Annotated in this window: 25 protein-coding genes and 2 tRNA genes; 21 read left to right on the top strand and 6 right to left on the bottom strand. The window is 68.7% G+C overall.

Annotated features, from left to right (window positions below; genetic code table 11):
• Positions 1-50: 50 nt before the first annotated feature.
• The 3 genes from ACS04_RS36680 to ACS04_RS26755 all read right to left on the bottom strand — a co-directional run bounded on the left by ACS04_RS36680 (position 51) and on the right by ACS04_RS26755 (position 2,866).
• Positions 51-1,661 (bottom strand): ATP-binding protein, encoded by a 1,611-nt coding sequence (locus ACS04_RS36680; protein WP_158977528.1) that lies wholly within the window; start codon positions 1,659-1,661, stop codon positions 51-53.
• Positions 1,662-2,195: 534 nt separating this feature from the next.
• Positions 2,196-2,405, bottom strand: a complete 210-nt coding sequence (locus ACS04_RS26760; RefSeq protein WP_048479350.1) for a hypothetical protein — start codon at positions 2,403-2,405, stop codon at positions 2,196-2,198.
• Complete coding sequence (locus tag ACS04_RS26755; RefSeq protein WP_048479349.1) at positions 2,402-2,866, bottom strand: NUDIX hydrolase; 465 nt, start codon at positions 2,864-2,866, stop codon at positions 2,402-2,404. The genes ACS04_RS26760 and ACS04_RS26755 overlap by 4 nt, the downstream gene beginning before the upstream one ends.
• Positions 2,867-2,884: 18 nt before the next feature.
• On the opposite strand from ACS04_RS26755, the gene ACS04_RS26750 reads away from it, so the two are divergent.
• The 10 genes from ACS04_RS26750 (at position 2,885) to ACS04_RS26710 (ending at position 9,764) form a co-directional block, all read left to right on the top strand.
• Positions 2,885-3,664: a GntR family transcriptional regulator gene (locus ACS04_RS26750; RefSeq protein ID WP_048479348.1), complete on the top strand. Its 780-nt coding sequence runs from the start codon at positions 2,885-2,887 to the stop codon at positions 3,662-3,664.
• Between the two features lie 139 nt (positions 3,665-3,803).
• Positions 3,804-4,160 carry an SCO3933 family regulatory protein gene (locus tag ACS04_RS26745; RefSeq protein WP_048479347.1) on the top strand — a complete coding sequence of 119 codons (357 nt, stop codon included), beginning with the start codon at positions 3,804-3,806 and terminating at the stop codon, positions 4,158-4,160.
• A gap of 2 nt (positions 4,161-4,162) precedes the next feature.
• On the top strand, positions 4,163-5,503 hold the full coding sequence (locus ACS04_RS26740) for an FtsK/SpoIIIE domain-containing protein (RefSeq protein ID WP_048479346.1): 1,341 nt from the start codon (positions 4,163-4,165) through the stop codon (positions 5,501-5,503).
• A 77-nt stretch (positions 5,504-5,580) separates the two neighbouring features.
• A complete protein-coding gene (locus ACS04_RS26735; protein WP_048479345.1) occupies positions 5,581-6,222 on the top strand; it encodes a DUF2637 domain-containing protein in 642 nt (213 codons plus the stop codon).
• Positions 6,223-6,234: 12 nt separating this feature from the next.
• On the top strand, positions 6,235-6,426 hold the full coding sequence (locus ACS04_RS26730) for a mobile element transfer protein (protein WP_030862311.1): 192 nt from the start codon (positions 6,235-6,237) through the stop codon (positions 6,424-6,426).
• An 18-nt stretch (positions 6,427-6,444) separates the two neighbouring features.
• Positions 6,445-6,603, top strand: coding sequence for a hypothetical protein (locus tag ACS04_RS37695; RefSeq protein ID WP_107438707.1), 159 nt, complete (start codon positions 6,445-6,447; stop codon positions 6,601-6,603).
• Between the two features lie 167 nt (positions 6,604-6,770).
• Positions 6,771-6,959 carry a hypothetical protein gene (locus ACS04_RS40315; protein WP_342449548.1) on the top strand — a complete coding sequence of 63 codons (189 nt, stop codon included), beginning with the start codon at positions 6,771-6,773 and terminating at the stop codon, positions 6,957-6,959.
• A gap of 90 nt (positions 6,960-7,049) precedes the next feature.
• Positions 7,050-8,414 carry a replication initiator protein RepSA gene (gene repSA, locus ACS04_RS26720; RefSeq protein WP_048479343.1) on the top strand — a complete coding sequence of 455 codons (1,365 nt, stop codon included), beginning with the start codon at positions 7,050-7,052 and terminating at the stop codon, positions 8,412-8,414.
• The gene (locus ACS04_RS26715; RefSeq protein WP_048479342.1) at positions 8,407-8,610 is read left to right on the top strand and encodes an excisionase family DNA-binding protein; all 204 of its coding nucleotides are present in this window, start codon (positions 8,407-8,409) and stop codon (positions 8,608-8,610) included. Before repSA ends, ACS04_RS26715 begins: the two co-directional genes overlap by 8 nt.
• On the top strand, positions 8,610-9,764 hold the full coding sequence (locus tag ACS04_RS26710; RefSeq protein ID WP_048479341.1) for a tyrosine-type recombinase/integrase: 1,155 nt from the start codon (positions 8,610-8,612) through the stop codon (positions 9,762-9,764). Before ACS04_RS26715 ends, ACS04_RS26710 begins: the two co-directional genes overlap by 1 nt.
• Before the next feature lie 69 nt (positions 9,765-9,833).
• Here ACS04_RS26710 and ACS04_RS26705 read toward each other — a convergent pair.
• Positions 9,834-9,904, bottom strand: a tRNA-Gly gene (locus ACS04_RS26705).
• A gap of 168 nt (positions 9,905-10,072) precedes the next feature.
• Here ACS04_RS26705 and ACS04_RS26700 point away from each other — a divergent pair.
• From ACS04_RS26700 to clpX, 5 genes are all read left to right on the top strand, one after another.
• Positions 10,073-10,149: transfer RNA gene (locus ACS04_RS26700), tRNA-Pro, on the top strand.
• Positions 10,150-10,314: 165 nt separating this feature from the next.
• Entirely contained in the window at positions 10,315-11,703 is a 1,389-nt protein-coding gene (gene tig / locus ACS04_RS26695; protein WP_048479340.1) for a trigger factor, read from the top strand.
• A gap of 284 nt (positions 11,704-11,987) precedes the next feature.
• The gene (locus tag ACS04_RS26690; protein ID WP_030862323.1) at positions 11,988-12,605 is read left to right on the top strand and encodes an ATP-dependent Clp protease proteolytic subunit; all 618 of its coding nucleotides are present in this window, start codon (positions 11,988-11,990) and stop codon (positions 12,603-12,605) included.
• Between the two features lie 86 nt (positions 12,606-12,691).
• Positions 12,692-13,363 carry an ATP-dependent Clp protease proteolytic subunit gene (locus ACS04_RS26685; RefSeq protein WP_048479339.1) on the top strand — a complete coding sequence of 224 codons (672 nt, stop codon included), beginning with the start codon at positions 12,692-12,694 and terminating at the stop codon, positions 13,361-13,363.
• A gap of 153 nt (positions 13,364-13,516) precedes the next feature.
• Positions 13,517-14,803, top strand: a complete 1,287-nt coding sequence (gene clpX, locus ACS04_RS26680; protein WP_048479338.1) for an ATP-dependent Clp protease ATP-binding subunit ClpX — start codon at positions 13,517-13,519, stop codon at positions 14,801-14,803.
• A gap of 66 nt (positions 14,804-14,869) precedes the next feature.
• On the opposite strand, the gene ACS04_RS26675 is transcribed toward clpX, so the two are convergent.
• Complete coding sequence (locus ACS04_RS26675) at positions 14,870-15,805, bottom strand: hypothetical protein (RefSeq protein ID WP_048479337.1); 936 nt, start codon at positions 15,803-15,805, stop codon at positions 14,870-14,872.
• Between the two features lie 128 nt (positions 15,806-15,933).
• Between ACS04_RS26675 and ACS04_RS26670 the strand changes: the two genes are divergently transcribed.
• The 6 genes from ACS04_RS26670 (at position 15,934) to ACS04_RS26645 (ending at position 24,947) form a co-directional block, all read left to right on the top strand.
• Positions 15,934-18,555: a valine--tRNA ligase gene (locus ACS04_RS26670; RefSeq protein WP_048479336.1), complete on the top strand. Its 2,622-nt coding sequence runs from the start codon at positions 15,934-15,936 to the stop codon at positions 18,553-18,555.
• A gap of 172 nt (positions 18,556-18,727) precedes the next feature.
• Positions 18,728-20,122, top strand: coding sequence for a glycosyl hydrolase (locus ACS04_RS26665; protein ID WP_048479335.1), 1,395 nt, complete (start codon positions 18,728-18,730; stop codon positions 20,120-20,122).
• An 8-nt stretch (positions 20,123-20,130) separates the two neighbouring features.
• The gene (locus ACS04_RS40120) at positions 20,131-20,877 is read left to right on the top strand and encodes a hypothetical protein (RefSeq protein ID WP_158977525.1); all 747 of its coding nucleotides are present in this window, start codon (positions 20,131-20,133) and stop codon (positions 20,875-20,877) included.
• 27 nt (positions 20,878-20,904) lie between these two features.
• Positions 20,905-22,353, top strand: a complete 1,449-nt coding sequence (locus tag ACS04_RS26655) for a glycosyltransferase family 2 protein (RefSeq protein WP_048479333.1) — start codon at positions 20,905-20,907, stop codon at positions 22,351-22,353.
• Positions 22,354-22,370: 17 nt separating this feature from the next.
• The gene (locus ACS04_RS26650; RefSeq protein WP_245236559.1) at positions 22,371-23,702 is read left to right on the top strand and encodes a glycoside hydrolase family 113; all 1,332 of its coding nucleotides are present in this window, start codon (positions 22,371-22,373) and stop codon (positions 23,700-23,702) included.
• Between the two features lie 96 nt (positions 23,703-23,798).
• Positions 23,799-24,947 carry a sensor histidine kinase gene (locus ACS04_RS26645; protein ID WP_048479429.1) on the top strand — a complete coding sequence of 383 codons (1,149 nt, stop codon included), beginning with the start codon at positions 23,799-23,801 and terminating at the stop codon, positions 24,945-24,947.
• A 32-nt stretch (positions 24,948-24,979) separates the two neighbouring features.
• On the opposite strand, the gene ACS04_RS26640 is transcribed toward ACS04_RS26645, so the two are convergent.
• The gene (locus ACS04_RS26640) at positions 24,980-26,029 is read right to left on the bottom strand and encodes a rod shape-determining protein (protein ID WP_048479332.1); all 1,050 of its coding nucleotides are present in this window, start codon (positions 26,027-26,029) and stop codon (positions 24,980-24,982) included.
• Between the last annotated feature and the right edge of the window lie 85 nt (positions 26,030-26,114).

Below are 26,114 nucleotides of genomic sequence, written 5' to 3'. Positions count from 1 at the left end.
CGTGTGCGCGACGGCGCAACGAACCCAAAGCGAACAATAGGTTCGTTCTCTTAAGCTTCGCTGAGTCCACAGCATCGTTTGCGTTTAAGGCCGCTGCCACACTCGCAAGGGTGATTTCGAGCTGGTCCTGTGACCGCTCTGCGTGGCTTTAGTCGCTTGAGTGATCTGCGGGCGATCTCGCCGATAGGGCTGCTTTCCTGTGGCTGATTGATTGGATCACCCGTGACGTCACCGGAAGGTGCCTCAAGCTCAACCTTATATTCGCCGGTGATCACTTTTCGCCAGGCGGATTTATTACCCCTCTTGCCCGGAACCATCTCAAGTTTTCCGGCCTTGCGGAGGGCATAGAAAACATCCTTCATGCTATTTTCAGAAGGGATGCCGGTTAGGTCGCGCGCGATGACATTTGTGATCTCGTCGTGATTCGACAGGTAATCCATGACGATCTCGTGCGGGCGGGCCAGTGGCGTGTGTCCCAAGTTGACCACGAAGTAGTTTCCTTCAATGGCGAATTTAGGGGACTGTAGTTTCGCTTCGGCCATTTTTGCCACTACGGTACGCAGTCCTTCCCCGATATCCTTGTTAGGTGGATCGGGGTATTTGTTGAGTAGGCGTACGATGGTTGGATTCCGCGAGAACCGCTCCAGTAGCAGGTTGGTTAGAGTCATGTTTCCCGGCAAGACTCCAGGGCTTCGCACCTCCACCCGATTATCGAATACGTAAACCAAAATATCGTCGGATACGTTGTAGTCGCGGTGGATTACTGCGTTGACGATGATTTCCTTGAGTACCTCCGGCGGATACTTGACAGGTGCCATCTCTCCACTTGTCTGGAGCACCGAGACGGACTCGATCAACGACGTTACGGTGCTGATGGTCTCGTCGATCACGCGCCGGGCCGGTCCCTCGATGGTCAAGGGAGTGGCGGCCAAATGTTCACGCCGAGGATTCTGCTCCTTGGTGTTGTACCTAGCTACCTTTACAGCGCAGCGCTTGGGTACTACCGCCGGCGGCGATTCGGCGTAGAGAATTCCGGCCGATACTCTGGCGGCACCGGAGTTCCGGTCGATCAACCGCTGCTTGCGGATGAATTCGGCTGGGGAGGTTGATGGGCTAAGGCCTTGAAGAAAGAATTCCAGCTCCTCCTCTGCAGCCAAATCGTCTTTATCGTAGTCGGCCAGAAGCTGATCCTCGTAGCTTCTGGCGCCCTTCGCCAGAGTCAAGTCGGTGACGGCCTGTCCAGAGATGGGGAGCGTGGCTGCCGCGCGCCTGACGAAAACCTTATGGTCGGCCGTGAAGTGAATGCTCTCGCTTTTTCGAATACCGACCAGACATGCGAGCCCTCGTTCTTCGTTGCCGTCAACTGAAAGGAATTCAACGGAGAATGGCGCAGGTGGATTTACGTCACGCGCCAAGGCTTCCAAGACGATGGTAGCCTCTTCGATATTATTGAATCCGCGCCAACGATCCAAGCCTGCGGCGTCTTTTCCGCTGTCTTCGATTCCAACAATAAATTCTCCGCCGTCAGAGTTTGCGAGAGCGACTGCAATCTTCTGAATCACCGCCCCTTTGCTGCGAAAGCTCTTGTGGTCCCAGAAGTGCGACTCTTCACGCTCAATTAGCGTAAGAGCTTCGGACGCTGAGATGACCCGCTTCTCCATGGCGTGAGTGTAGGACCTTGGGGAGGTGAATGTGCCCATAATCCCGGATTCGGGGTTGGTGTGCGGCTGCCGGAACGTTTCACGCTCGCTTGCCCGGGGCTGGCAGCTGACAGTCTGCGCAGCGGCTGAAGCTCGACCCGCTGTCATCCCGGAGCCTGAGCGCCCCCGCCGGAGGCAAGGGCTCTGACCAATTGATGGCAACGAGCCTCGGGCTCAGGCGCAGCGTCCCGCGCGTGCCGACTGCTCCAACGGGCCTGGCGGAAAGGGCCAACCTTAAGGGGAGTTGTGAGGACGCCGGTTCTTGCACGGCGCAGGAGCCCCGGCCGGGAAGGTGCCTCCAGCCTCGGGCTGACTACAGCCAGCCTCTTCGGGGGCCTCCCGCCATCAGACCCGCGCTGTTCTGGCGCGCGACCGACGCCCGGGCTGGAGCGGGGCGCAGACAGGAGCGCAGGCCCGGGCGACGGGCGCGCTCGCCGCGCTGTGCGCGGCGGGTGCCCTTGATGAAGTAGGGAAACTCTTACCGCGCCGTCTGGCTCAGAGTGCGATCGGTTTGTATGCCAGGGCTCGGGCTACTACTTTCTCGGCGGTCAACTCTGGGGTGAAGTCCCAGTAGATGTAGCCGCTGATGTGGGGGCATCCCAACCCCACGCGTAGGGCGTCCAGGGTTGCGCTGGTTTCCGCCTCGTCGGTGATGCTGGAGTCCATGAGCTGCTGGACCAGGCGCACCGCTTCCTCTCGGGTCATGCTGTGAGGAGGTGGCGGCCGTCGTGGCTGCGGACGTGGGGGCCTGCGTGGTCCAGGGCGTCCAGGAGGCGGATCGCGTAGACCTCGGACATGCGAGCCGCTACCTCTTCCGGGGTGAGCCAGGCGACTGCGGTTGACTCGTTGGAGGTGCGTTCCGTGCCGCCGGAGGGCTTGCAGCGGAAGACCAGGGCGACGATGCCGCGGGTGGTGTTCTTGTAGACCCCGGTCAGGTCGTTGACCTCTACCTCGATGCCGGTTTCCTCCAGGACCTCGCGGTGGACGCCGGCCTCCGGGGACTCGGTGAGTTCGAGGACTCCGCCCGGGAGCTCCCAAGTGCCGTTGTCCGCTCGGCGGATCGCCAGGAGTCGGCCGTCCTCGCGCAGCACGGCCCCGGCCACGGACACGGAATGCAGTGGCGTTGACTTGTGCTGCGGGGAACCCGTACTCATGTACAGGAGCATAGGAGGAAGAGAAGGACTATGGGAACCGCAGTGGGAGGTGGCAAGGCTGTACCGAGGTACGTCCAGATCGCCGACGAGATCGTCCAGCAGATCCGGGCCGGGGTGCTGGGTGCCGGCGACATGGTGCCGAGTGAGTCCGAGCTCGTGGACCGGTATGGGGTTTCCGGCGGGACCATTCGCAAGGCCATGGTCGAGGTGAGGGCGAGTGGGCTCGTGGAGACTCGGCACGGCAAGGGGTCGATTGTTAAGGCCCGGCCGCCGGTGCGGCTCCGGTCTTCTGATCGGTTTCGGCGTACGCATCGGCAGGAGGGGCGAGCGGCCTACCTTGCCGAGTCCGCGCAGTCCGGCGCCGAGGCCAAGGTGAGCGTGCTGTTCATCGGGCCCATGGAGGCCCCGGAGGACATTGCCGGACGGCTTGGGGTCGAGGTCGGCACGCAGGTGCTTGCCCGGCGGCGGCTGTACTTCCGGAACGGGACCCCGGTGGAGACTGCGAGCTCCTACCTGCCGTGGGACGTCGTCAAGGACATCCCTGAGCTGTTCGCCGAGAATCCTGGTGGCGGTGGAATCTACGCCCGGCTTGAGGAACATGGGCATGTCTTCGCCGAGTTCGTGGAGACGCTTCAGGCTCGGCCGGCTTCTAAGGCTGAGACGTCCGAGCTGGCGCTGAGTCCTGGCGCGCCGGTCGTACATCTGGTGCGAGATGCGGTGACGGAGGCGGGTCGCGTGGTGGAGGTCTGTGACACCCTCATGGCCGCTGACCAGTTCGTTTTCGAGTACCGGATCCCAGCGCGCGACTGACGGCTCCTCAACTCCCCACGGCCCGCTGCGAGTTTTCTTCCGCAGCGGGTTGACTCATGTATAGGAGTCGGGCACTCTTCTTCATGTCACTCATGTACATGAGTGAAGGAGTCCAGCCCCTGTAGAGGAGTGATCTTCCGTGCGTCAGATCCCCGTCGACACCTCCGCCGCGATGGTGATGGTGGCCCAGCCGCCGACCGCCAAGGTCAAGGACCGCCGTACCGGCGAGATCGCCACCGACCCCGAGACCGGCGTCCGCATGATGACCGTGGACGTGCTCTTCGCCGCCTACGGCGATGCCGAGGTCCTCTCCGTCACCGTTCCCGAGACCGGCATCACCGGCGAGCTCGTGATGGGCACGCCGGTCGGGCTGACCGGACTCGTCGCCCGCCCGTGGGAGAACGAGTTCAACGGCCAGAAGCGGCACGGCATCAGCTTCCGCGCCGTCGCGGTGACCTCGCTCGTCCAGGCCGCCTCCACGCCGAAGGCCGCCTGATCATGGACGCCTTATGGGTCGTCCTGCCGCTGCTGATCATCGCCGTCGCGCTCGTCCTGCGGCGGTACCGTCCCGGCTGGTACTGGGTGACCTTCGGGGTCACCTGCGCTGGGGTCCGCGTCTTGGCCCGCTACCGGTCGGTGATGGAAGCCTGCGGGCTCACTGTCCCGCCCTCGCGCTGGCGCCTGGCACTGGCCCGGCTGACCGACCGTCCCGCGCCGGAATCCCGGTCACCCCGGATCCTGCGGATCCGCCCCACCCGCACCGGCCTGGTGCTCCGCCTCAAGATTCGGTCCGGGCAAGACGCGTTCGACTTCTCGGCCGCCTCGGACCGCCTCCGGCACTCCTTCGTGCTGCACGCCGTCACCGCGCAGGAGATCCGCTCCGGAGTCGTTGAGCTGCGGATGACCGGCTACGACGTCCTGCGGGACGTTCGGATGCCTGCTCCTGGTCCGGCCTCTGGAGTGCTTCGGGTTCCTGTTGCTCTGCGGGAGGACGGGGCCGTGCATCACCGCGACTACCGGTCGGTGCCGCATGCGCTGAACGTGGGTGCCACGAAGTCCGGGAAGTCCGTGTACCAGCGCAACTTGGTCGCCGGTCTTGCGCCGTGTGTCGTCGCTCTGGTTGGGATCGACTGCAAGAAAGGCGTCGAACTCGCGCCCCTTGCGAAGCGGTTCACGGCCTTGGCCGACAACCCCGATACGGCTGCTGACCTGCTCGCCGCCCTCGTCCAGTACATGGACCGGGTCTACCAAGTCATACGTGCAGAACAGCGGGTCAGCGCGGATCTGCCGGATGCGGAGATCACCGCCGATATCTGGGACCTGCCCGAACACCTGCGTCCCACACCTGTCGTGCTGCTCGTCGATGAGGTCGCCGAGCTGGCGCTCGCCGCGAACAAGAAGGAGGAGGTCCGGCGGGACCAGATCGTCACCCACCTCGTACGTCTTTCCCAGCTCGGTCGCGCCGCCGGCATCCACCTGGAGATCTGCGGCCAGCGCTTCGGCTCCGAACTCGGCAAGGGCATCACCATGCTCCGCGCCCAGCTCACCGGCCGTACCGCCCACCGCGTCAACGACGAGACCTCGGCCAACATGGCCTTCGGCGACATCTCCTCCGAGGCCGTGCTCGCCGCCATCCAGATCGACAAGGACCGGCCCGGCACCGCCGTAGTCGGCGACTCCTCCGGCGGCTGGACCCGTATCCGTACGCCGCACACCACGCTCCGCCAGGCCGTGGACGTCTGCAACGCCCACGCGTACCGCACGCCGCAGATCCCGGAGCTGGACCCCTTCCGCCCGGTGCTGCCTGCCCGCGTTCTCAGCGGGACTGTCCTGCCGTAGGCACCTGCCCCACTCGGTCGGCGTGACCTCTCGCGCCAAGTCCCTACCCCACCCATGCCCGAAAGGAGGTGAAGCACGTGGCCCGCCTCGTCCGCCCGGACGCCGTTCTCGTCCAAGCCGTGATTGCGGGGGCTCTGTCCTTCGCCCACCTGCACGACCTCGCCGAGGCGGCCGGACAGGACGGATGGAAAGCCTGGGCCTACCCGGTCAGTGTGGACCTGCTCCTCGTCGCCGCCTGGCGCCGACTTCGCAGCCTCCGGGATGCGGGGGAGTCGACCGGTCCCGCGTGGACCTGGTTCACCGTCGCCCTGGCCGCGTCGCTCGGCGCGAACGTCGCCACCGCCGGACTCCTCGACCTGGCCCACGTCCCGGACTGGCTGCGGATCCTCGTCGCTGGATGGCCGGCGCTCGCCTTCCTCGGCGGGACTCTGCTCGTCCACCCGCATGCGGCCCAGTCCGCTGCGCCCGAATCAGCTTCCGTGCCTGGCCCCGTGCTTGAGCGGGAACCGCCTGACGAGCCTGAACCCGCTCCGGCACTGGCTGCGCCGGTTCAGGAGGTGCCGAGTGTCATCGCTCCGCCGGCCCTCGTTGCTCACGCCCAGAAGCTCGCCGCCGATCACCGCACCCGCACCGGCTCGGAGATCGACACCGAGACCCTGCGCGCCCGGCTCGGCGTACCGCTCCCGATGGCAGAGGCCATCGCCGTCCAGCTCGTCTGAGGGGAGACCTCGATGCCCGTACGGAACTCGTTCCACTCGCTCATGAAGATCGGCCCGGTCCAGATCGGCACCTACCGCGACAACCGCGGCCGTACCAAGCACGCCGCCGTGTGCACCGCCGACGGCTGCGGCTGGTCCGCCGACTACGCCAGCTCCGCCGCCGCTCAGCTCGCCGCCCGCTCCCACCGCTGCCGCATCAACTGACCTGAAGGACACACCGCCGTGGATGTTCCGCTCTGGCTCGCCCTGATCGTCGTCGGTGTTCTCGGCTACAAGCTCATCCGCCCGCCGCTGTGGCTCGTCGCCGTGATCCTGCTCGGCGGCTTCCTCCTCGCGGACAGCTTCCTCGCCCCGGTCATCGACACCGCGATCAACAAGTAACCCCGCCCCGGAAGGAGAACCACATGATCCGGCCCAAGATCCCGGTCAACCCGCTCCCGACCGGCCTCGTCATCCCGCTCGACCGACCTACCACCGCCGTTGAACCCCACACGGGTACGGCTCCCGCCTGCGACTGCCAACACGCCCCGGTTCAGCCGACGTCTCGTGTGCAGCTGCCCGCCGTCCGCCTCACTCCGGCCGGCCTCGTCGCCGCCGTCGCCGGGGGAGCGGGCCTGGTCCTCCTCGTCGGCGCCGTACTCGTCTCGATGCTCTTGGCCGTCGCCATCACCGGCGCCTCGGTCGCCGTCTGCGCCGTCGTCCTGCGCTCGCTGCTCAACGGCCAGCACCACCGCTGACCGGCCCCGGGACGGCCTCAACTGCCAAGTCTCCGCCGCCCCGGCGCCGTGCTCCTGCCCGAACCAGAAGATCCGGAAGGAAACACCATCATGTCCCGGCACCACCCCGCCCCGGGCCTCCTCAGCGAAATGCTGAAAGTGGCCGCGGCCCCCGACTACGCCCGCTGGGAGGACCAGATCCGCCGTACGGGCGGCTGCTCCGACCCGATCCACATCACCGGCTGGACCGTCTCCAAGGACAAGGCCTCCGGCGAGACCCTGCACCGCTACTCCACTCAGAACGAGCCCGGTGGCCGACTGCGGATCGCCTGCGGCAACCGCCGCGCCTCCCGCTGCCCGGCCTGTGCCTGGACGTACGCCGGAGACACTTACCACCTGATCCGGGCCGGTCTCGCAGGCGACGAACGCCGGGACATCCCGGCCACCGTCCGCGAACATCCCCGGGTCTTCGCCACCCTCACCGCCCCGTCTTTCGGCCCGGTCCACAACCGGCCCGCCGGCCGTGCCTGCCGCTGCGGCAAGCACCACCAGGAAGACGCCGCCGAGCTCGGTACCGCACTCGACCCGGACGCGTACGACTACACGGGCGCCGTCCTCTTCAACAACCACGCCGGCCAGCTCTGGCAGCGGTTCACCACCCGCCTGCGCCGCGAGATCGCCGCGTACGCCGGGCTGACCCAACGGGAGCTCAAGGAGGTGGCCCGGCTCTCGTACGGGAAAGTCGCCGAGTTCCAGAAGCGCGGGGCGATCCACTTCCACGCCGTCGTACGGATCGACGGTCCCGCCGGGCCGGACAGTCCGCCGCCTGCCTGGGCCACGACGGAACTCCTGACCACCTCGATCCGTGCCGCCGCCGCTCACTCGTACACATCTGTCAGCGTGCCGGCCGCAGGAGACCAGCCCGCCCGGTCCTTCAGCTGGGGTACACAGCTCGACATAAGGCCGATCAAGGCGTTCGGGGACGGCTCCGACATCACCGAGCAGGCCGTGGCCTCGTACGTCGCCAAGTACGCGACCAAGGCGGCCGAGAACACCGGGACGCTCGATCGGCGCGTCGGGAATCGCGAGGCCCTGGTGCTCCTTGACGTGCCGGACCACACCGCCCGGCTGATCTCGGCCTGCCTCGACCTTGAGCCGCTCTACCCGGACCGGCGCCTCGCCGCCTGGTCGCACATGCTCGGGTTCCGCGGCCACTTCTCCACGAAGTCGCGCTCCTACTCGACCACCCTCGGGGCCTTACGGCAGACCCGCGCCGACTACCGCGCCGCCCAGGAACGAGAGGCACGCGGCCTGGACGACTTCGAGCCGGACACGGTGCTCGTCCTCACCTCATGGCAGTACGCCGGCCACGGACACAGCCCGGGCGAGTCGGTCCTCGCCGCCACCATCGCCCGAGACATCCAGCTCAACCGGGAGACCGCCCGCGAAGCCCTGAAGGGGGAGCAGCATGAATGAGCGGTACCTGTCCGTCGTCCAAGTCGCCGAGCTCCTCGGGACCACCGTGAGGTTTCCTCGCAGGCTGGTCGAGGAGCGGCGGATCACGTACGTGAAGGTCGGGCGTCACGTCCGGATCCCCGAGAGCGCCGTTCAGGCGTTCATCAGCGCGAACACCATCGAGCCGCGCCGTCGCCGGTTGGGGGTGGTTGCCTGATGGCCGGGAAGCGCCGCCAGTTCGGCCGGGTCCGCAAGCTGCCTTCCGGCCGGTACCAGGCCCGGTACCTCGGCCCGGACGGACAGCTTCGTCCCGCGCCCGAGACGTTCCGTACGAAGAGGGACGCTGACGACTGGCTCGCCGACAAGCAGACCGAGATGCGCCGTGGCGACTGGCAGGATCCGGACGCCGGGAAGGTTGCCTTCGGGCCGTACGCCGTCGCGTGGATCAAGGAGCGTGAGCTGACCAGTACCACGCGGCAGCTCTACGGCTCGCTCCTCGAGCACCACCTGGAGCCGGTCCTCGGCGCCGTCAACCTGGCGGAGATCTCGCCGCCGCTCGTACGGAGCTGGCGTGCGGACAAGCTGGCCGGCGGGACCGGGCCCACCACCGTGGCCAAGGCCTATGCCCTGCTGCGGGCCATCCTGGGGACTGCCGTGTCCGACGAGCTGATCAGGCGAAACCCCTGCCAGATCAAGGGGGCCAGCTCCGTGCACACGCCCGAGCGGCCGACCGCCGCGGTCGAGGAGGTCTACGCGCTGGCCGAGGCGATCCAGCCGCGCTATCGGGCACTCGTCCTCATGGCCGGGTTCCTGGGGCTGCGCTGGGGCGAGCTCATCGGACTGCACCGGCGGGACGTGGACCTGGAGCACGGGACCGTGCGCGTCCGGCGGGCCGTCGCCGAGCTGGGCAACGGGCAGCGGGAGATCAAGGCGCCGAAGAGTGCCGCGGGCAAGAGGACCGTCTCCATCCCCGGCGTGATCCTTCCGGATATTGGCGAGCACCTGAAGCAGTACGCCGAGGCCGGCGCCGACGGCCGCGTCTTCATCGGGGCCAAGAAGGCCACCCCGCGCCGGAACCACTTCAACCGGCTGTGGCACAAGGCCTGCCGTGAGGCGGGGATCAAGGGGTTGCATTTCCATGATCTTCGGCACACGGGCAACACGCTCGCCGCGTCAACGGGCGCCAGTACGCGGGAGTTGATGACGCGGATGGGCCACAGCACCGCCCGCGCCGCGCTGATTTATCAGCACGCCAGCGCCGACCGGGACCGGTTGATCGCCGACGCGCTCAGCGGGCTCGTCAAGAAGAGCCGCAAGGGCACGAAGGAAGATCCACCGCGCAAGGGGCACGCAGGGGGCACGACGGGCTGATCGCGGATCCCGGAAATGACTCAGGGCCAGGCGAGGAAACATCCTCTGACCTGGCCCTGAGCCGTTCAGAGCGGGCGACGGGAATCGAACCCGCGTAGCTAGTTTGGAAGACTAGGGCTCTACCATTGAGCTACGCCCGCAACACCTGCGCCGCAGGTCCGGGGACCGCGGCACGGACAGCATCCTAGCGGGTCGGGCCGGGTGAGCGCACACCCCATTGCGGGGGCGTGGTGCGGCGTCCGGAAACGTTCGCTCGAAACTCCGCGCATCAGAGGGTCTCCGGCCATGTACCCTACGTGTCGCACCGACGGGGTGTGGCGCAGCTTGGTAGCGCGTCCGCTTTGGGAGCGGAAGGTCGTCGGTTCGAATCCGGCCACCCCGACCACCACCACCGCCATCACAAGATCGCGTTGTGGGCTGATTGCCGCTTGCGGTTACTATGCAAGCTGCGTGCCCGTGTGTCTGATGTACCGGGCCGAAGTCCGCCGAACCGCTGAATCACAGCGCGACGGCAGAATCCCCAGCAGTCAGCCACCAAGGAGACCGAACCGTGAAGAGCGCCGTGGAGACCCTGAACCCGACTCGGGTTCGGCTCACTGTTGAGGTGCCCTTCGAGGAGCTCAAGGACAGCCTCGACGCGGCGTACAAGAAGATCAACCAGCAGGTCACGGTGAAGGGCTTCCGCAAGGGCAAGATCCCCGCCCGGGTCATCGACCAGCGCTTCGGTCGCGGTGCGGTGCTGGAGGAGGCCGTCAACGACGCCCTCCCGAAGTTCTACACCGAGGCGGTCAACGAGGCCGACCTGAACCCGCTGGGCCAGCCCGAGGTCGACATCACGGAGCTGAAGGACGGCGAGCTGCTGGCCTTCACCGCCGAGGTCGACGTCCGCCCCGAGATCGAGATCCCGGACTACTCCGGCATCGAGGTCGAGGTCGACGCGGTCGAGGTTTCCGACGAGGACGTCGAGAAGTCGGTCGAGCAGCTGCGCGGCCGTTTCGCGTCCACGAAGGACGTCGAGCGCGCCGCCGCCGAGGGTGACGTCGTCACCCTCGACCTGGAGGCCAAGGTCGACGGCGAGGTGCTGCCCGACGGCGTCGCCTCCGACGTCTCGTACACCATCGGCTCGGGCGAGCTCCTCGACGGCATCGACGAGGCCGTGAAGGGCCTGGAGGCCGGTGGCGAGGCCACCTTCACCTCCCAGCTGAAGGGCGGCTCCGCCGAGGGCAAGGACGCCGAGGTCACCGTCAAGGTCACCAAGGTCTCCGCCAAGGAGCTCCCGGAGCTGGACGACGAGTTCGCGCAGATGGCGAGCGAGTTCGACACCCTCGAGGACCTCAAGGCGGACAGCCGCAAGCGCCTCGAGAACATGAAGCAGTACGACCAGGCCACGCAGGCCCAGGAGCGCGTCCTGGAGAAGCTGCTGGAGCTCGTCGAGGTGCCGATCCCCGAGAAGCTGCTCGAGGACGAGGTCAACACCCGCAAGCACAACCTGGAGCACCACCAGCTCGGCCAGATGGGCCTGACCATCGAGAAGTACCTGGAGTTCCAGGGCAAGACGGTCGAGGAGTTCGACGCCGAGACCAAGGAGCAGGCGGTCAAGGGCATCAAGACCCAGTTCGTCCTGGACGCGCTGGTCAACAAGGAGAAGCTGGGCGTCGACCAGGAGGAGCTCACCGAGCACCTCATGCGCCGTGCGGCCTCCTCCGGCATGTCCCCCGACCAGTTCGCCCAGGCCGTCGTCGAGGGCGGCCAGGTGCCGATGCTCGTCGGCGAGGTCGCGCGCGGCAAGGCGCTCGCCGTCGTCGTCGAGGCCGCCAAGGTCGTCGACACCAACGGTGAGGTCGTGGACCTGTCCGACGAGGACGAGGAGACGGCCGCCGAGGCCGTCGAGACCGCCGCCGACGGTGACGCCGAGGGCGACGCCGAAGAGGCCAAGTAACACCCTGGGCGGCGCCCTGAGCGCCGCCCGCCGAGCAGCATCGGGAAGGCCCGTACACAGCCGTGTGCGGGCCTTCCCGCATCCCGTCCCGGCGCCCGCGGAGCTTGCGCTCCGAGCGAACAGTTCGGGAAGCGGGATGGCGTTGTCCGACCTGCGCGTTAGGGTCCATGAATACGAGGGCACGGGAGTAACCGGACGCCGGCGGCCACGCCGCCCGAACGGTCCGCGCCCCAGAACGAGACGCTGAGACGGCAAGTGGCCGTCGGAGACGAGCAGGTGGATACGTGACGAATCTGAAGCCTTACGCCGCGGGTGAGCCGTCCATCGGTGGCGGCCTCGGCGACCATGTCTACAACCGGCTGCTCGGCGAGCGCATCATCTTCCTCGGCCAGCAGGTCGACGACGACATCGCGAACAAGATCACGGCGCAGCTCCTCCTCCTGGCCGCGGAGCCGGAGAAGGACATCTACCTGTACATCAACAGCCCCGGCGGCTCGGTGACGGCGGGCATGGCGGTCTACGACACCATGCAGTACATCCCGAACGACGTCGTCACCATCGGCATGGGCATGGCGGCCTCCATGGGCCAGTTCCTGCTCACCGGCGGCGCCCAGGGCAAGCGCTTCGCGCTCCCGAACACGGACATCCTGATGCACCAGGGTTCCGCCGGCATCGGCGGCACCGCGTCGGACATCAAGATCCAGGCCGAGTACCTGCTGCGCACCAAGCAGCGCATGGCCGAGATCACCGCCCACCACTCCGGCCAGACCGTGGAGGCGATCATCCGCGACGGCGACCGCGACCGCTGGTTCACCGCGGAGGAGGCCAAGGAGTACGGCCTCATCGACGAGATCATCTCCGCCGCGTCGCTGGTCCCGGGCGGCGGCGGCACCGGGGCCTGATCCCGGCCCCGGCGCGCGGGTCCTCGTACGAGGGCCCGTACGCCCGCCCGCACCCGGCAAGCCCCAGCCCGCAGAACGCCACCAGGATGGTGAACACCCAGATGCACATGAACAACCTCTCTCCCGCGAGCGGCCTCCACACCGGCATGCCGGTGGACAACCGCTACGTCGTCCCGCGCTTCGTCGAGCGCACCTCGCAGGGCGTGCGCGAGTACGACCCGTACGCGAAGCTCTTCGAGGAGCGCGTGATCTTCCTCGGCGTGCAGATCGACGACGCCTCCGCCAACGACGTCATGGCGCAGCTGCTGTGCCTGGAGTCGATGGACCCGGACCGCGACATCTCGATCTACATCAACAGCCCCGGCGGCTCCTTCACCGCGCTGACGGCCATCTACGACACGATGCAGTTCGTGAAGCCGGACATCCAGACGGTCTGCATGGGCCAGGCGGCCTCCGCCGCCGCCGTCCTGCTGGCCGCCGGCACCCCGGGCAAGCGCATGGCGCTGCCGAACGCCCGCGTGCTGATCCACCAGCCGTCCGGCGGCACCGGCCGCGAGCAGCTCTCCGACCTGGAGATCGCGGCCAAGGAGATCCTGCGCATGCGTGACCAGCTGGAGACCATGCTGGCCAAGCACTCCACCACGCCGATCGAGAAGATCCGCGAGGACATCGAGCGCGACAAGATCCTGACGGCCGAGGACGCGCTCGCGTACGGCCTGATCGACCAGATCGTCTCGACCCGCAAGAACTCCCACTGATCCTTGCCGTCAGTTGGCGTGGGCACGTCGTCACATTCGGCGATGTGAACCACGTCAAGGGGGCCCCGTACGGGGCCCCCGGCAAGGTACCGTCGGATATGAGGCACCAGGAGCGCTGAACCAGGCGTCTCCCAGGCGAAGGGGAAGCACCTCGTGGCACGCATCGGTGACGGCGGCGACCTGCTCAAGTGCTCGTTCTGCGGAAAGAGCCAGAAGCAGGTGAAGAAGCTCATCGCAGGACCCGGTGTGTACATCTGCGACGAGTGCATCGACCTCTGCAACGAGATCATCGAGGAGGAGCTCGCCGAGACCTCCGAGGTCCGGTGGGAGGAACTCCCCAAGCCTCGTGAGATCTACGAGTTCCTGGAGAGCTACGTCGTCGGCCAGGAGCCGGCGAAGAAGGCCCTCTCGGTGGCGGTGTACAACCACTACAAGCGCGTCCAGGCCGGCGAGAACGGCGGCGCGCAGGGCCGGGACGACGCGATCGAGCTCGCGAAGTCCAACATCCTGCTGCTGGGCCCCACCGGCTCCGGCAAGACGCTGCTGGCCCAGACGCTCGCGCGCATGCTCAACGTCCCGTTCGCCATCGCCGACGCGACGGCGCTGACGGAGGCCGGGTACGTGGGCGAGGACGTCGAGAACATCCTGCTCAAGCTGATCCAGGCGGCCGACTACGACGTCAAGAAGGCCGAGACCGGGATCATCTACATCGACGAGATCGACAAGGTCGCCCGCAAGAGCGAGAACCCGTCGATCACGCGCGACGTGAGCGGCGAGGGCGTGCAGCAGGCCCTGCTGAAGATCCTGGAGGGCACGACGGCGTCGGTCCCGCCGCAGGGTGGCCGCAAGCACCCGCACCAGGAGTTCATCCAGATCGACACGACGAACGTGCTGTTCATCGTGGGCGGTGCGTTCGCGGGCCTGGAGAAGATCATCGAGTCGCGGGCCGGCGCCAAGGGCATCGGCTTCGGAGCGACGATCCGCTCGAAGCGCGAGATCGAGGCGAGCGACCAGTTCCAGGAGGTCATGCCGGAGGACCTGGTGAAGTTCGGGATGATCCCCGAGTTCATCGGCCGTCTGCCCGTCATCACCTCGGTCCACAACCTGGACCGCGAGGCCCTGCTCCAGATCCTCATCGAGCCGCGCAACGCCCTGGTGAAGCAGTACCAGCGGCTCTTCGAACTCGACGGCGTCGAGCTGGACTTCGAGCGCGAGGCCCTCGAGGCCATCGCCGACCAGGCGATCCTGCGCCAGACGGGCGCGCGCGGTCTGCGCGCCATCATGGAAGAGGTCCTGATGTCGGTGATGTACGAGGTCCCGTCCCGCAAGGACGTGGCCCGCGTGGTCATCACCGCGGACGTCGTCCGCTCGAACGTGAACCCGACGCTGGTCCCGCGGATCGTCCCGAAGGACCAGGGCCCGCAGGAGAAGTCGGCGTAGCCGACCCGAAGCACGCGAAGGGGCGCCCGGCCATCGGCCGGGCGCCCCTTCGCATGTGGCTCGCGGTTACTTCTTGACGCGGGCGGTGTTGTAGAGCTTCGCCGTCAGGTCGGCGGTCTGCTCCAGGGTGTAGCCCGGCTTGCCCGCCAGGATGGAGGCGGCGTCGGAGGCGCTGACCAGGCTGAGGGTGCTGTAGTCGCCCCAGATGCAGATGGGGAGGGTCAGCTCCTTCGGTCCCTTCGTCGTCGTGGTGCTCGCGGCCGTGATCTTCATTTCCTGGCACTTCATCACGGCGCCGCTGAACCCCGAGGGGGACATCGACTTCGGGCTGCCGATCATCTCGACCGTCGCGGACTTGTCCTTGCCGGCGTTGAGCTTGGCGGTGGCGAAGTAGGCGTCCACCGACTTCTCCGGATCCGCGAGTTCGCCGTACAGGCCCTGGAAGCTCACGCCCTTGGTCGTCAGCGGGTTGGCCGGGTCGCCGGCGCTGTAGTCCATGGCGACCCTGGTGGGGTTCTTGACGCCGATGGCCTCCAGCTCCTGGCGGTCCTTGTCGGCGAGGGGCTTCTCCTTGTAATTCGGATTCTTCTTGAACTCGTTCACCGTCTCCGGGGCGACCAGCTTGTAGCCCTTGGTGTTCGCCGCGACGGCGCCGCCCGCGCCGCCGCCCTTCGTGAAGTACCAGCCCGCGCCGGCGACCACGGCGATGGCGACGACCACGGCGATCACCACGCCCGCCTTGGACTTCTTCGGCTGCTGCGGCTGCATGCCGTACGGGGGCTGCTGCGGCGGCATGCCCTGCTGGGGGTAGCCGTAGCCCGGCTGGGGCTGCTGGGGGTAGCCCTGCGGGGGGATGCCCGGCGGCGGGGGCTGCTGCGGGTAGCCGTAGCCGGGCTGCGGCGCGGGCTGGCCGTACGGTCCCGGCTGCGGCGGCTGGCCCCCGTACGGTCCCGGCTGCTGCGGCGGCTGGCCTCCGTACGGCCCCGGCTGGTTGTAGCTCATGCCCGCATCCCCCTTCAGGAATCCTTATGCGTTTCAGACATCCTGTCGGAAGGCCAACCCGCACAGGCCGCCGGGCCCCCGGATTACCGGTTTCATAGCTGGACTGTTACGGCTCTAAACTGTGCCTCGTGACCGAGAACGCGCAGACACCCAGCAGCCCCCACTCCGAACTGCCGACCGCGTACGCGCCGGCCGAGGTAGAGGGGAAGCTCTACGAGCGCTGGGTAGAGCGTGGGTACTTCACGGCGGACGCCGCGAGCGAGAAGCCCGCGTACACCATCGTCATCCCCCCGCCGAACGTCACCGGTTCCCTGCACCTGGGCCACGCCTTCCAGCACACGCTCATGGACGCCCTGACCCGCCGCAAGCGGATGCAGGGTTACGAGTCGCTGTGGCTGCCCGGCATGGACCACGCCGGCATCGCCACCCAGAACAAGGTCGAGCAGCAGCTCGCCGAGGAGGGCAAGTCCCGCCACGACCTGGGCCGCGAGGAGTTCGTCGAGCGCGTCTGGCAGTGGAAGGAAGAGTACGGCGGCAAGATCCTCGGCCAGATGCGGCGCCTCGGCGACGGCGTCGACTGGTCGCGCGAGCGCTTCACCATGGACGAAGGCCTCTCCAAGGCCGTCCAGACGATCTTCAAGAAGCTCTACGACGACGAGCTGATCTACCGCGCCGAGCGCATCATCAACTGGTGCCCCCGCTGCCTGACGGCCATCTCCGACATCGAGGTGGAGTACCAGGAGGACGCGGGCGAGCTCGTCTCGATCAAGTACGGCGAGGGCGAGGACACCCTGGTCGTCGCCACCACGCGCGCCGAGACGATGCTCGGCGACACGGCCATCGCCGTCCACCCGGACGACGAGCGCTACAAGCACCTGGTCGGCAAGCTCATCAAGCTGCCGCTGACCGACCGTTCCATCCCGGTCGTCGCGGACACGCACGTCGACCCGGAGTTCGGCACCGGCTGCGTCAAGGTGACCCCGGCGCACGACCCGAACGACTTCGCCATCGGACAGCGCCACGGCCTGCCCAACATGACGATCATGGACGAGCACGGCACCATCACCGTCCACGGCCCCTTCCTCGGCCTGGACCGCTTCGAGGCCCGCTCCGCGGTCGTCGGCGCGCTGCGCGAGCAGGGCCGGATCGTCGCCGAGAAGCGCCCGTACCTGCACTCCGTCGGGCACTGCTCCCGCTGCTCCACCACCGTCGAGCCGCGCCTGTCGCTGCAGTGGTGGGTCAAGGTCGAGACCCTCGCCAAGGCCGCCGGCGACGCGGTCCGCGACGACCGGGTCACGATCCACCCGAAGGAGATGGAGAAGCGCTACTTCGACTGGGTCGACAACCTCAACGACTGGTGCATCTCGCGTCAGCTGTGGTGGGGCCACCGGATCCCGGTCTGGTACGGCCCGGACGGCGAGATCGTCTGCGTCGGCCCGGACGACGAGGCGCCCACCGGCGAGGGCTGGCACCAGGACACCGACGTCCTCGACACCTGGTTCTCCTCGGGCCTGTGGCCGTTCTCCACGCTCGGCTGGCCGGAGAAGACCCCGGACCTGGCGAAGTTCTACTCCACCGACGTCCTGGTCACCGGCCACGACATCATCTTCTTCTGGGTCGCCCGGATGATGATGTTCGGCCTGTACGCCATGGACGGCGAGGTCCCGTTCAAGACGATCGCCCTGACCGGCCTGGTCCGCGACGAGCGCGGCAAGAAGATGTCGAAGTCCTTCGGCAACGTCGTCGACCCGCTGGACTGGATGGACAAGTACGGCTCCGACGCCGTCCGCTTCACCCTGGCCAAGGGCGCCAACCCCGGCACCGACGTCCCGATCGGCGAGGACTGGGTCCAGGCCTCCAGCAAGTTCGCCAACAAGATCTGGAACGCCACGCGCTTCGCGCTGATGAACGGCGCCACGATCGAGGGCGACCTGCCCCCGGTCGAGCAGCTGTCGGCGACCGACCGGTGGATCCTGTCCCGCCTGAACAAGACGGTCGCTCAGGTCGACGCGTACTACGAGGACTTCCAGTTCTCGAAGCTCAGCGAGGCGCTCTACCACTTCGCGTGGGACGAGGTCTTCGACTGGTACGTCGAGCTGTCGAAGACGACGTTCTTCGCGGGCGGGGAGCAGGCCAAGGTCTCGGGCCGGGTCCTGGGCGAGGTCATCGACGTCATGCTGCGGCTCCTGCACCCGGTGGTCCCGTTCGTCACCGAGACGCTGTGGACCACGCTGACCGGCGGCGAGTCCCTCGTCATCGCCGACTGGCCCAAGGACAGCGGTTTCCGCGACGAGGCCGCCGAGTCGGAGATCGCGACCGTCCAGTCCCTGGTCACCGAGGTCCGCCGGTTCCGCAAGGAGCAGGGCTTGCAGGACGGCCAGAAGGTTCCGGCCCGTCTGGAGCTGGGTGCCACCGCCCTGGGCGCGCACGAGGCGGCCATCCGGCAGCTGCTGCGCCTCCAGCCCGAGGGCGACTCCTTCAGCGCCACCGCGACCCTCCCGGTCGCCGGCGCCACGGTCGCGCTCGACCTGTCGGGCACGATCGACGTGGCCGCCGAGCGCGGGCGCCTCTCCAAGGACCTCGCGGCCGCGCAGAAGGAGAAGCAGCAGGCCGAGGCGAAGCTGGGGAACGAGGCCTTCCTGGCCAAGGCTCCCGACAACGTCGTGGACAAGATCAAGGGCCGGCTGTCGAAGGCCGAGGCGGACATCACCCGCATCCAGGCCCAACTGGACACCCTGCCCACCGCGTAGGGCGTACCGCGCACCAAGCGGCGTGTAACAAAAGGTGAACCATCGGCCCCCGGGCACATTGCCCGGGGGCCGACGCGTAGGGTGAATCCGGCCCCAGAGGTTCCGCACGACCCGAGGGGCCGATGCCTGCCGGCTGTCGACCGAGGGGGGTCTCGGGGTGTGGGGTCGTGACGTGCAGACCCGCGGGGTCTTGGACCGCGACCTGAAGCGCCGCAATCTCCTCCTCGGTGCGGCCGCCACCGTGGCGACGGGCGGCGCCCTCGCCGGAGTGGCCGCCTTCAACACCTCGCGCGCGCCGGCCGCAGGCCTCCAGAAGGACCTGCTGTCCCGGGATCCCAAGGCCTCCAAGACGGCCCAGGCCGTGTACCGGCTCCTGGTCGCGCTGGAGACGGACGCCCGGGCCGGCCGCCGCCGGGGCACCCTCATGGGCCAGCACGCCGAGGTCCACAACGAGCGGTACAACCCCGAGTACGGCGACCACACCGGTCCCAAACCTCCCGGCTACTACTACCGCAAACCCCGGGACATCACCGGCAAACTGCCGGCCTTCCTCGAACTCGACCTGGGACCCGGCTACCAGCAGCCGGGCTGGGGCGTGGGGGAGGCGCGGGACTACTCGCGCGCCGCCTGGCCCGCCCGCCGCGAGTTATGGACCTACGTGAACGACGTGGTCGACCTGGCCCTCGGCGTCTGGCACGGACTGCCCCGCGAGGAGGACGGCTCGTACAACCCCACGGGCACGGAAAGCCTCTGGAACGGCACCAAGACCGTGCTGCCGGAGAACGGGGGAGCACCCGCAGGCCTGGTCGGGATGTCGTTCCACCAGCCGTGGCCGGGCAGCCCCGTCAAGAGCTACGACCAGACCCTGCGCCGCAACGCGCCCTCCGCGAAGGACCCCGGCTGGATCGACCGGCTGCTCACGCCCGGTACCGCCGAGCACGCGGCGCTCCTGCTCGACCTGTCCTTCCTCGCGGACCACCTCGGCTACCTGGCCGCGCACGACGTTCCCGTACTGCTGCGCCCGTACCACGAGATGAACTCGCTCGGCGGGGAGCAGAGCTTCTGGTGGGCCGGGCTCGAGCCCCGGCAGTACACGGCTCTGTGGGAGTTGCTCCACCACTACCTGGTGGGCTCCCGCGGACTGCACAACCTGATCTTCGTATGGGCCCCCACCGCCTGGGACGGAGTCCACGGCAAAGAGCCCTGGGACTTCTACCCGGGCGGCGAGTACGTGGACGTGGTCGGCGTCGACGACTACAGCGGAACGCCGGACCGGCCCTTCGACCCGGGCGGCTGGACGACGACCTGGCACCGCGGGCTCGCGGACTACGGCAAACCGCGGATCCTCGCGGAGTCCTTCCACGTGCCGCTGGGCTCGGCGCAGCGCACGACCCTCGACCAGGCCCCGTGGGTGCTGTGGACCGTGTGGGGCGACGGCCTCACGGCGAAGAACTCGGACGCCGACGTGCGCCGGACGTACGACGATCCCAAGACGATCACCGGCGGCCGGGAGTCCGGCCCCGTGGGCGTGCGATGGCCCGCCCTGCACGACGGAACATTCGAATAGGAGTGAAGTTGAGCGCGTCAACGCCACGCGCCCACCGTGTGGCCGCCTTCGTGGCCATGGGCTGGGCGGGCATCCTGCTCCTCTGGGCCGTGTACAACTGCTTCTGGCAGGTCGGCGTCGCCGACTTCCTCCAGGGCATCGTGTATTACGGCACCGGTGACGGGTCCGGCACCGCAGAGACGTTCAACCTCAACTGGGGTGTCGTCTACGTGGCGGGCGGGCTGCTGGTCCTGCGCGGGAACACCCTCGGGCGGGGCATCATCATCGGCGGCGCCGCCATTGAGGGCTACAACCGGGTGCGCAGCCTGTCGGGTGCGCTCTTCGACGACAAGCAGGCCGAGTACTTCACCACGACCGTCCAGGGCGGGCTGAAGCTGGCGACGTTCGCCGTCGGGGCCGCGGTGACCTGCGCCCTCATCGTCCTGCTGCTGCGGGACTTCGCCGTGCGCGAAGCGTGGCAGCCGCCGGCGAACCCGTGGACCCGGCAGGCGAACGAGGCCCGCCGGGCGCAGCAGGCGCCCGCGCAGCAATCGCCGCAGCCCTCCCACGGGTTCGGGGCCCCGCAGGGCTACCCGCCGCACCCCGGGCCGCAGTTGCCGCAGACGGGCTACGGCCAGCCGCAGCCCCAGCCGTACGCGCCCCAGCAGGCCCAGCCCGGTTACGGGCCCGGCCCGTACGGCGGCCAACCCGCCTGGCCGCAGCCGCCCCAGGCCCAGCCGCCCCAACCCCAGTCGCCGCCGCAGCAACAGCAGTAGTCGTAGGAATCCCGAAGGACCTCTGCCATGACCTCCGCCCCCATACAGGAGCGCACGCCCGCCACCCGGCGCGACGCGAAACTCGTACAGCGCCATGCCGAGTGGAAGCCCGGCGTGCTCCCCTTCCTGCTGCCCTTCCTGCTCCTCGCGGGCTTCGGCCTGTGGTCGTTCAAGCCGAATCCGACCCCGTTGGGCTGGACCCTGTCCGTCGTCTGGTCGCTGCCCGGCGTGGGCGTGATGGTCGGCCTCCAGGGCGCCCTGCTGATCCGCCGCCGGCTGCGCAAGTCGCACGAGATGGTCCCGCCGACGCCGGTGGAGGAGGACTTCCTCATCGTGCTCGTGCCGACCATCGGCCGCCACGACACGTACCCGGCGCTGGAGCGCTCGGTCCTGAGCTACGTGGAGCACCTGCCCCCGTACTTCCCGCTCCTGCGGGTCGACGTCCTCACCGAGGAGGGCTGCGAGGCGGCCGCACGGATCGACGCCCTGGCCGCGACGAACCCGCTGATCCGCGTGGTCACGGTGCCCAAGGCGTACGAGACGGCGAACGGGACCCGGTTCAAGGCCCGCGCCAACCACTACGCCCACGAGCTGCGGATCGACGAGGGGGAGGCCCTCGACGACGTATGGGTGCTGCACATGGACGACGACACCGGTGTCGGCCCCGACACCGCCGCGTCGGTGGCCCAGTTCGTCAACCGCCAGCGGCGGGCCGGGGACGAGGGCAAGCACATGGCGCAGGGGATCCTCGCCTACCCGCGCGAGAACGCCGTGAACCGCTTCACGTGGCTGGCCGACGCGGTCCGCCCCGCCGACGACATAGCCCGGTTCCGCGCCCTCACCGGGCTCGGGACCCCGGTCGCCGGCGTGCACGGGGAGCTGCTGCTGCTCCGTGCGTCCGTCGAGGCGACGATCGGCTGGGACTTCGGGCCGAAGGCCATCGTCGAGGACGCCCAGCTGGCGCTGACGTTCTGCCGCATGTATCCAGGCCGCAGCGACTGGTTCAACGGCCGCTGTTACGGAGCTTCGCCGGCCACCACCAGGGACTTCGTCAAACAACGCGAGCGCTGGGCCTGGGGGCTGGTGGCCCTCTGCTTCAACCGCACGGTGCCGTTCCGGTACCGCTGGTTCCTGCTGCTCTGTGTGGCGACCTGGGTCTTCGGCCCGCTCCAGCACGTCGCGACCGTGCTCTTCGTGGCCTGGCTCATCGGCGACTTCAACACCTCGCCCGTGGCCCAGACCGTCGTGATCATGTGGGCGCTCAACTTCGCGTACGTCATCTGGACCTACTGGGAGGGGCTGCGGCTCAACGCCCTGGTCTCGGCGAACGGCCGGCGGCGCTGGTGGGAGCCGATCGTCGTGTTGGGCCTCATCCCCGTCTTCTCCGTGATGGAAGGGCTCGGCGGCCTGCGCGGACTGTTCAAGTTCGTCAAGCGCGAGGAGAACAAGTTCGTCGTCATCGCCAAGCCCGCGTGAGAAACCGAGAGCCCCACGTGAACGAGAACGAGAGCAGCGAGAGCGAGAGCAGCGCGAGCAGCGACAGCCGGAACGAGAGCAGGAAGGGCAGGGCGGCCCGGCGTTCCAAGGTCCCCCTGCTCGCGATCCTGCCGGTGACCGTGACCTCCCTGGTCATAGGCCTGCCGTTCGTGGTCGGAGACCACCCCCTGCGCTGGCGTCAGGGATCCCTGGAGCCGGCCCTGGTCCTGCGCGACTCCCCTTCCGGCCCCGCCCGCACCGCGGCCCACGGCGCCACCACCGCTCCCACCGGCGGCGCAAGCCCGGCCGAACAGACCCAGGAGGCCCCGCCCGCGGGTCCCGCGCCGAAGGTGGACAAGCCCTGGAAGGCGGGCATGCCCGAATGGGGCGTCCAGATCTTCTGGGAGGACAAGAAGGACCGCGACGACGCGTACATCGAGAACCAGGCGCGCAAGCACGCCGCCTACCTCGTCGGGCTGAAGGCCAACGCCGTCTCCGTCTCCTTCCCCTTCTACACGGAAGGCCGCACCTCGACGAAGCTCTCGGCCGGCCACGGCACCCCGACGCCCGAGCACCTGGAGACGGTGCTGCGCGTCTTCCGCGAGGCCGGGCTGCGCACCACCGTCCGCCCCACGCTGGACGAGGTCGTGCTCGTACCGCCGGAGGGGTGGCGCGGCAACATCAAGCCGACCGACAAGGCGGCCTGGTTCGATTCGTACGAGGCCCTGCTCGGCCCGTACCTCGACGTGGCCCAGCGGCAGCGGGCGGCGACGTTCGTGATCGGCACCGAACTGAACTCGATGGAGGGCGACCCGGGCTGGAAGTCCCTCATCGCGACGGCGGAGAAGCGGTTCAAGGGCGAGGTGTCCTACGACGCCAACTGGGACAACTACGTGGGCGGCCACATCGACGTGCCCGTCGAGCGGCTCGGCGTCGACGCGTACTTCCCCGTCAAGGTCCCCGACGACGCCCCCGTGGATCGGCTCGTCGACGGCTGGAACGCCTGGCTGGACAAGAAGACCAAGGGCCCGCTGCCGCGGATCGTGCTCGCCGAGGCGGGCATCAGCGCCATGGACGGCGCGTACTCCGCACCCGGCGACTTCTACGCGCGGCGCAAGCTGAACCCCCTCGTGCAGGCCAACTGGTACAAGGCGGTCTGCCAGGTCGTCCGGGAGCGGAAGATGACCGGCGTCTACTGGTGGTCGGTCTCGTTCAACGCCGACCCGAAGGCCGCCCCGAAGGAGGAGGACTCCCGGCTCAACTTCGCGGGGCGCCCGGACTCCGAGCGCGAGATCCGGTCCTGCTTCGGCTCGGACTACGCGGGTCCGGGTGCCGGTACGACGCCCTGACAGGGTGTGTCCCGAGTTGTCCGGGGTGTCGCACATCACCATTCCGGCCGGGTTGGCCGATCCGATACCCCTTGCCGAGCACGGATGATGGAAGGCATGTACGTCCCGCCCGTCGCCTCGGCGCTCCACCGGGCCGCGGCCGCCGGCCGCAGGCTCGCCGCGAGCTGGGCGGGGTCCCCCCGGGCGCTTGACGTGCTCACCGCACTCAGCTGCCTCGGCCTGATGGCGCTGGACCTGCCCGGCCTGGCCGCCGCGGACAACTCGCTCAACGGTCCGATGGCCGCCGCCGTGCTCGCCGCCGGATGCTGCTCCCTGGTGGTACGGCGCCGCCTGCCCTGGGTCTCGTACCTCACCGCGCTCGTCTTCATCGGCTGGCTGCACGAGCTGACGCTGATCCAGTTCGCCCTGTACTCGGTCGGGCGCTACCGGGGGCGGCGGCCGGCCCTCCTGGCCACCCTCGGGTACATCGCCTTCGCGCTGGCCGTCTTCAGCGTCCCGGGCTGGCCCGAACCGCACGCCCACACGCTCAGCGCGTTCCTGAGCCTCGTCGTGCCGATCGGGGTGCTCGCCTCGGCCGTCGGCATCGCCGCCTACCGGCACGACCTCGTGGCGGAACTGGCCGCCCGGCGCGCCGAAGCGGCGGTGTTCCAGGCCGTCGAGCAGGAGCGCACCTCGGTCGCCCGGGACGTCCACGACTTCGTCGGCCGCGAGCTGACCCTGCTGACCGTGCGCTCCGAGGTGCTCTCGGCGCGGGCTCGCGAGACGGCGTACGCCAAGGACTTCGAGGAGCTCGCCGACACCGCGCGCCGGGCCCACCTCGTCCTCAACGAGATCATCGTGCAGCGCGGGGAGCGGGCCTCGACCCCGGGCGTGGAAGGGCTGGCGGCCCTCGCGCAGGAGAGCGGCCGGGCCGGTTCGCCCGTACGGCTGGCCCTGGATCCGCAGGCGCACGGGCTGTCGCCGCTGCGGCAGGCGGCGGTCTACCGGGTGGTCCAGGAATGCCTGACCAACGCGGCCAAGCACGCCGGCGGCGAAACGATCGACGTGTCGATCGAGGCGGACGGCCCGCGGTTGCGGATCGCCGTCAGCAACGGCCTGCCCGTCCGGACGCCGGCGCGCGCCCCCGTCTCGGCGGGCTCGGGCACGGCGAGCATGTCCGAGCGCGTGCGCAGCCTGGGCGGAACGCTCACGGCCACGCGCACGCAGGACTCGTACACGGTCGTGGCCACCCTGCCGCGCGGGTAGCCGCCGCCGGCCGCCACCGCCGAGCGCCGCCCTCAGGCCTTCGCCGGGACCAGCAGGCTGTTCAGCTCGTCCAGTTCCTCCACGCACCGGCCCGAGCCCAGCGCCACGCAGTCCAGCGGGGAGTCGGCGACGAACACCGGGATGCCCGTGGCCGAAGCCATCCGCAGGTCCAGGCCCGGCAGCAGGGCCCCGCCGCCGGTCAGCACGATGCCGTGCTCCATCACATCGCCCGACAGCTCCGGCGGGCACTCCTCCAGGGTGGCCCGCACCGCGGCGATGATCGCCTCGACCGGCTCGTCGAGGGCGGCCCGTACGTCCGCCGCCCCCAGCGCGAGCGTTTTCGGCATGCCTGCGACCCGCTCCCGGCCGCGCACCGTGAAGGTCCGCGTCTCCAGCTCCGGCCGCTCCGGCACCGGCCAGGCCGATCCGATGGCGACCTTGACGTCCTCGGCGGTGCGCTCCCCGATCAGCAGGCCGTGCTCCTTGCGCACGTGGTCCGTGATCGCGCCGTCCATCCGGTCCCCGCCGACCCGCAGCGACCGGGCGGTGACGATCCCGCCGAGCGAGATGACGGCGACCTCGGTGGTGCCGCCGCCGATGTCGACCACCATCGAGCCGCGCGGCTCGGCCACGGGCAGGCCCGCGCCGATCGCCGCCGCCATCGGCTCCTCGATCAGGTGGACGGCCCTGGCACCGGCCCGCGTCGAGGCGTGGACGATGGCCCGCCGTTCGACCGGGGTGACCCCGGAGGGCACGCAGATCACCATCCTGGTGCGCGGCCGCCGCCCGGGCACGGCCTTGCGGACGAAGTGCCGGATCATCTCCTCGGCGGCCTCGTAGTCGCAGATCACCCCGTCCTTCAGGGGGCGGATCGCGGTGATGGAGCCGGGGGTGCGGCCGATGGTCTCCTTGGCCTCGGTCCCCACGGCCAGGGCCGTGGTCGTGCCCGCCTTGACCGCCACCACGGACGGCTCATTGAGGACGATCCCGTGCCCCCGGGCGTAGACCAGGGTGTTCGCGGTCCCCAGATCGATCCCTATGTCGCGGCTGGAAGCGGACTTGTCGGTGCTGGCCTGCGGCATTTGTTCCCCTATCTCCTGTCCGCAAGGCTTGCATAACGATCAGGTCGCAGCGGCCGCCGAAGGTCCTGAAACGGCCGGGTCGAAA

It is taken from the genome of Streptomyces roseus, from assembly GCF_001044425.1.
Classification (GTDB): domain Bacteria; phylum Actinomycetota; class Actinomycetes; order Streptomycetales; family Streptomycetaceae; genus Streptomyces; species Streptomyces roseus.
Note: the sequence above shows the minus strand (reverse complement) of the source record. Positions and strands in the feature narration are given on the sequence as shown.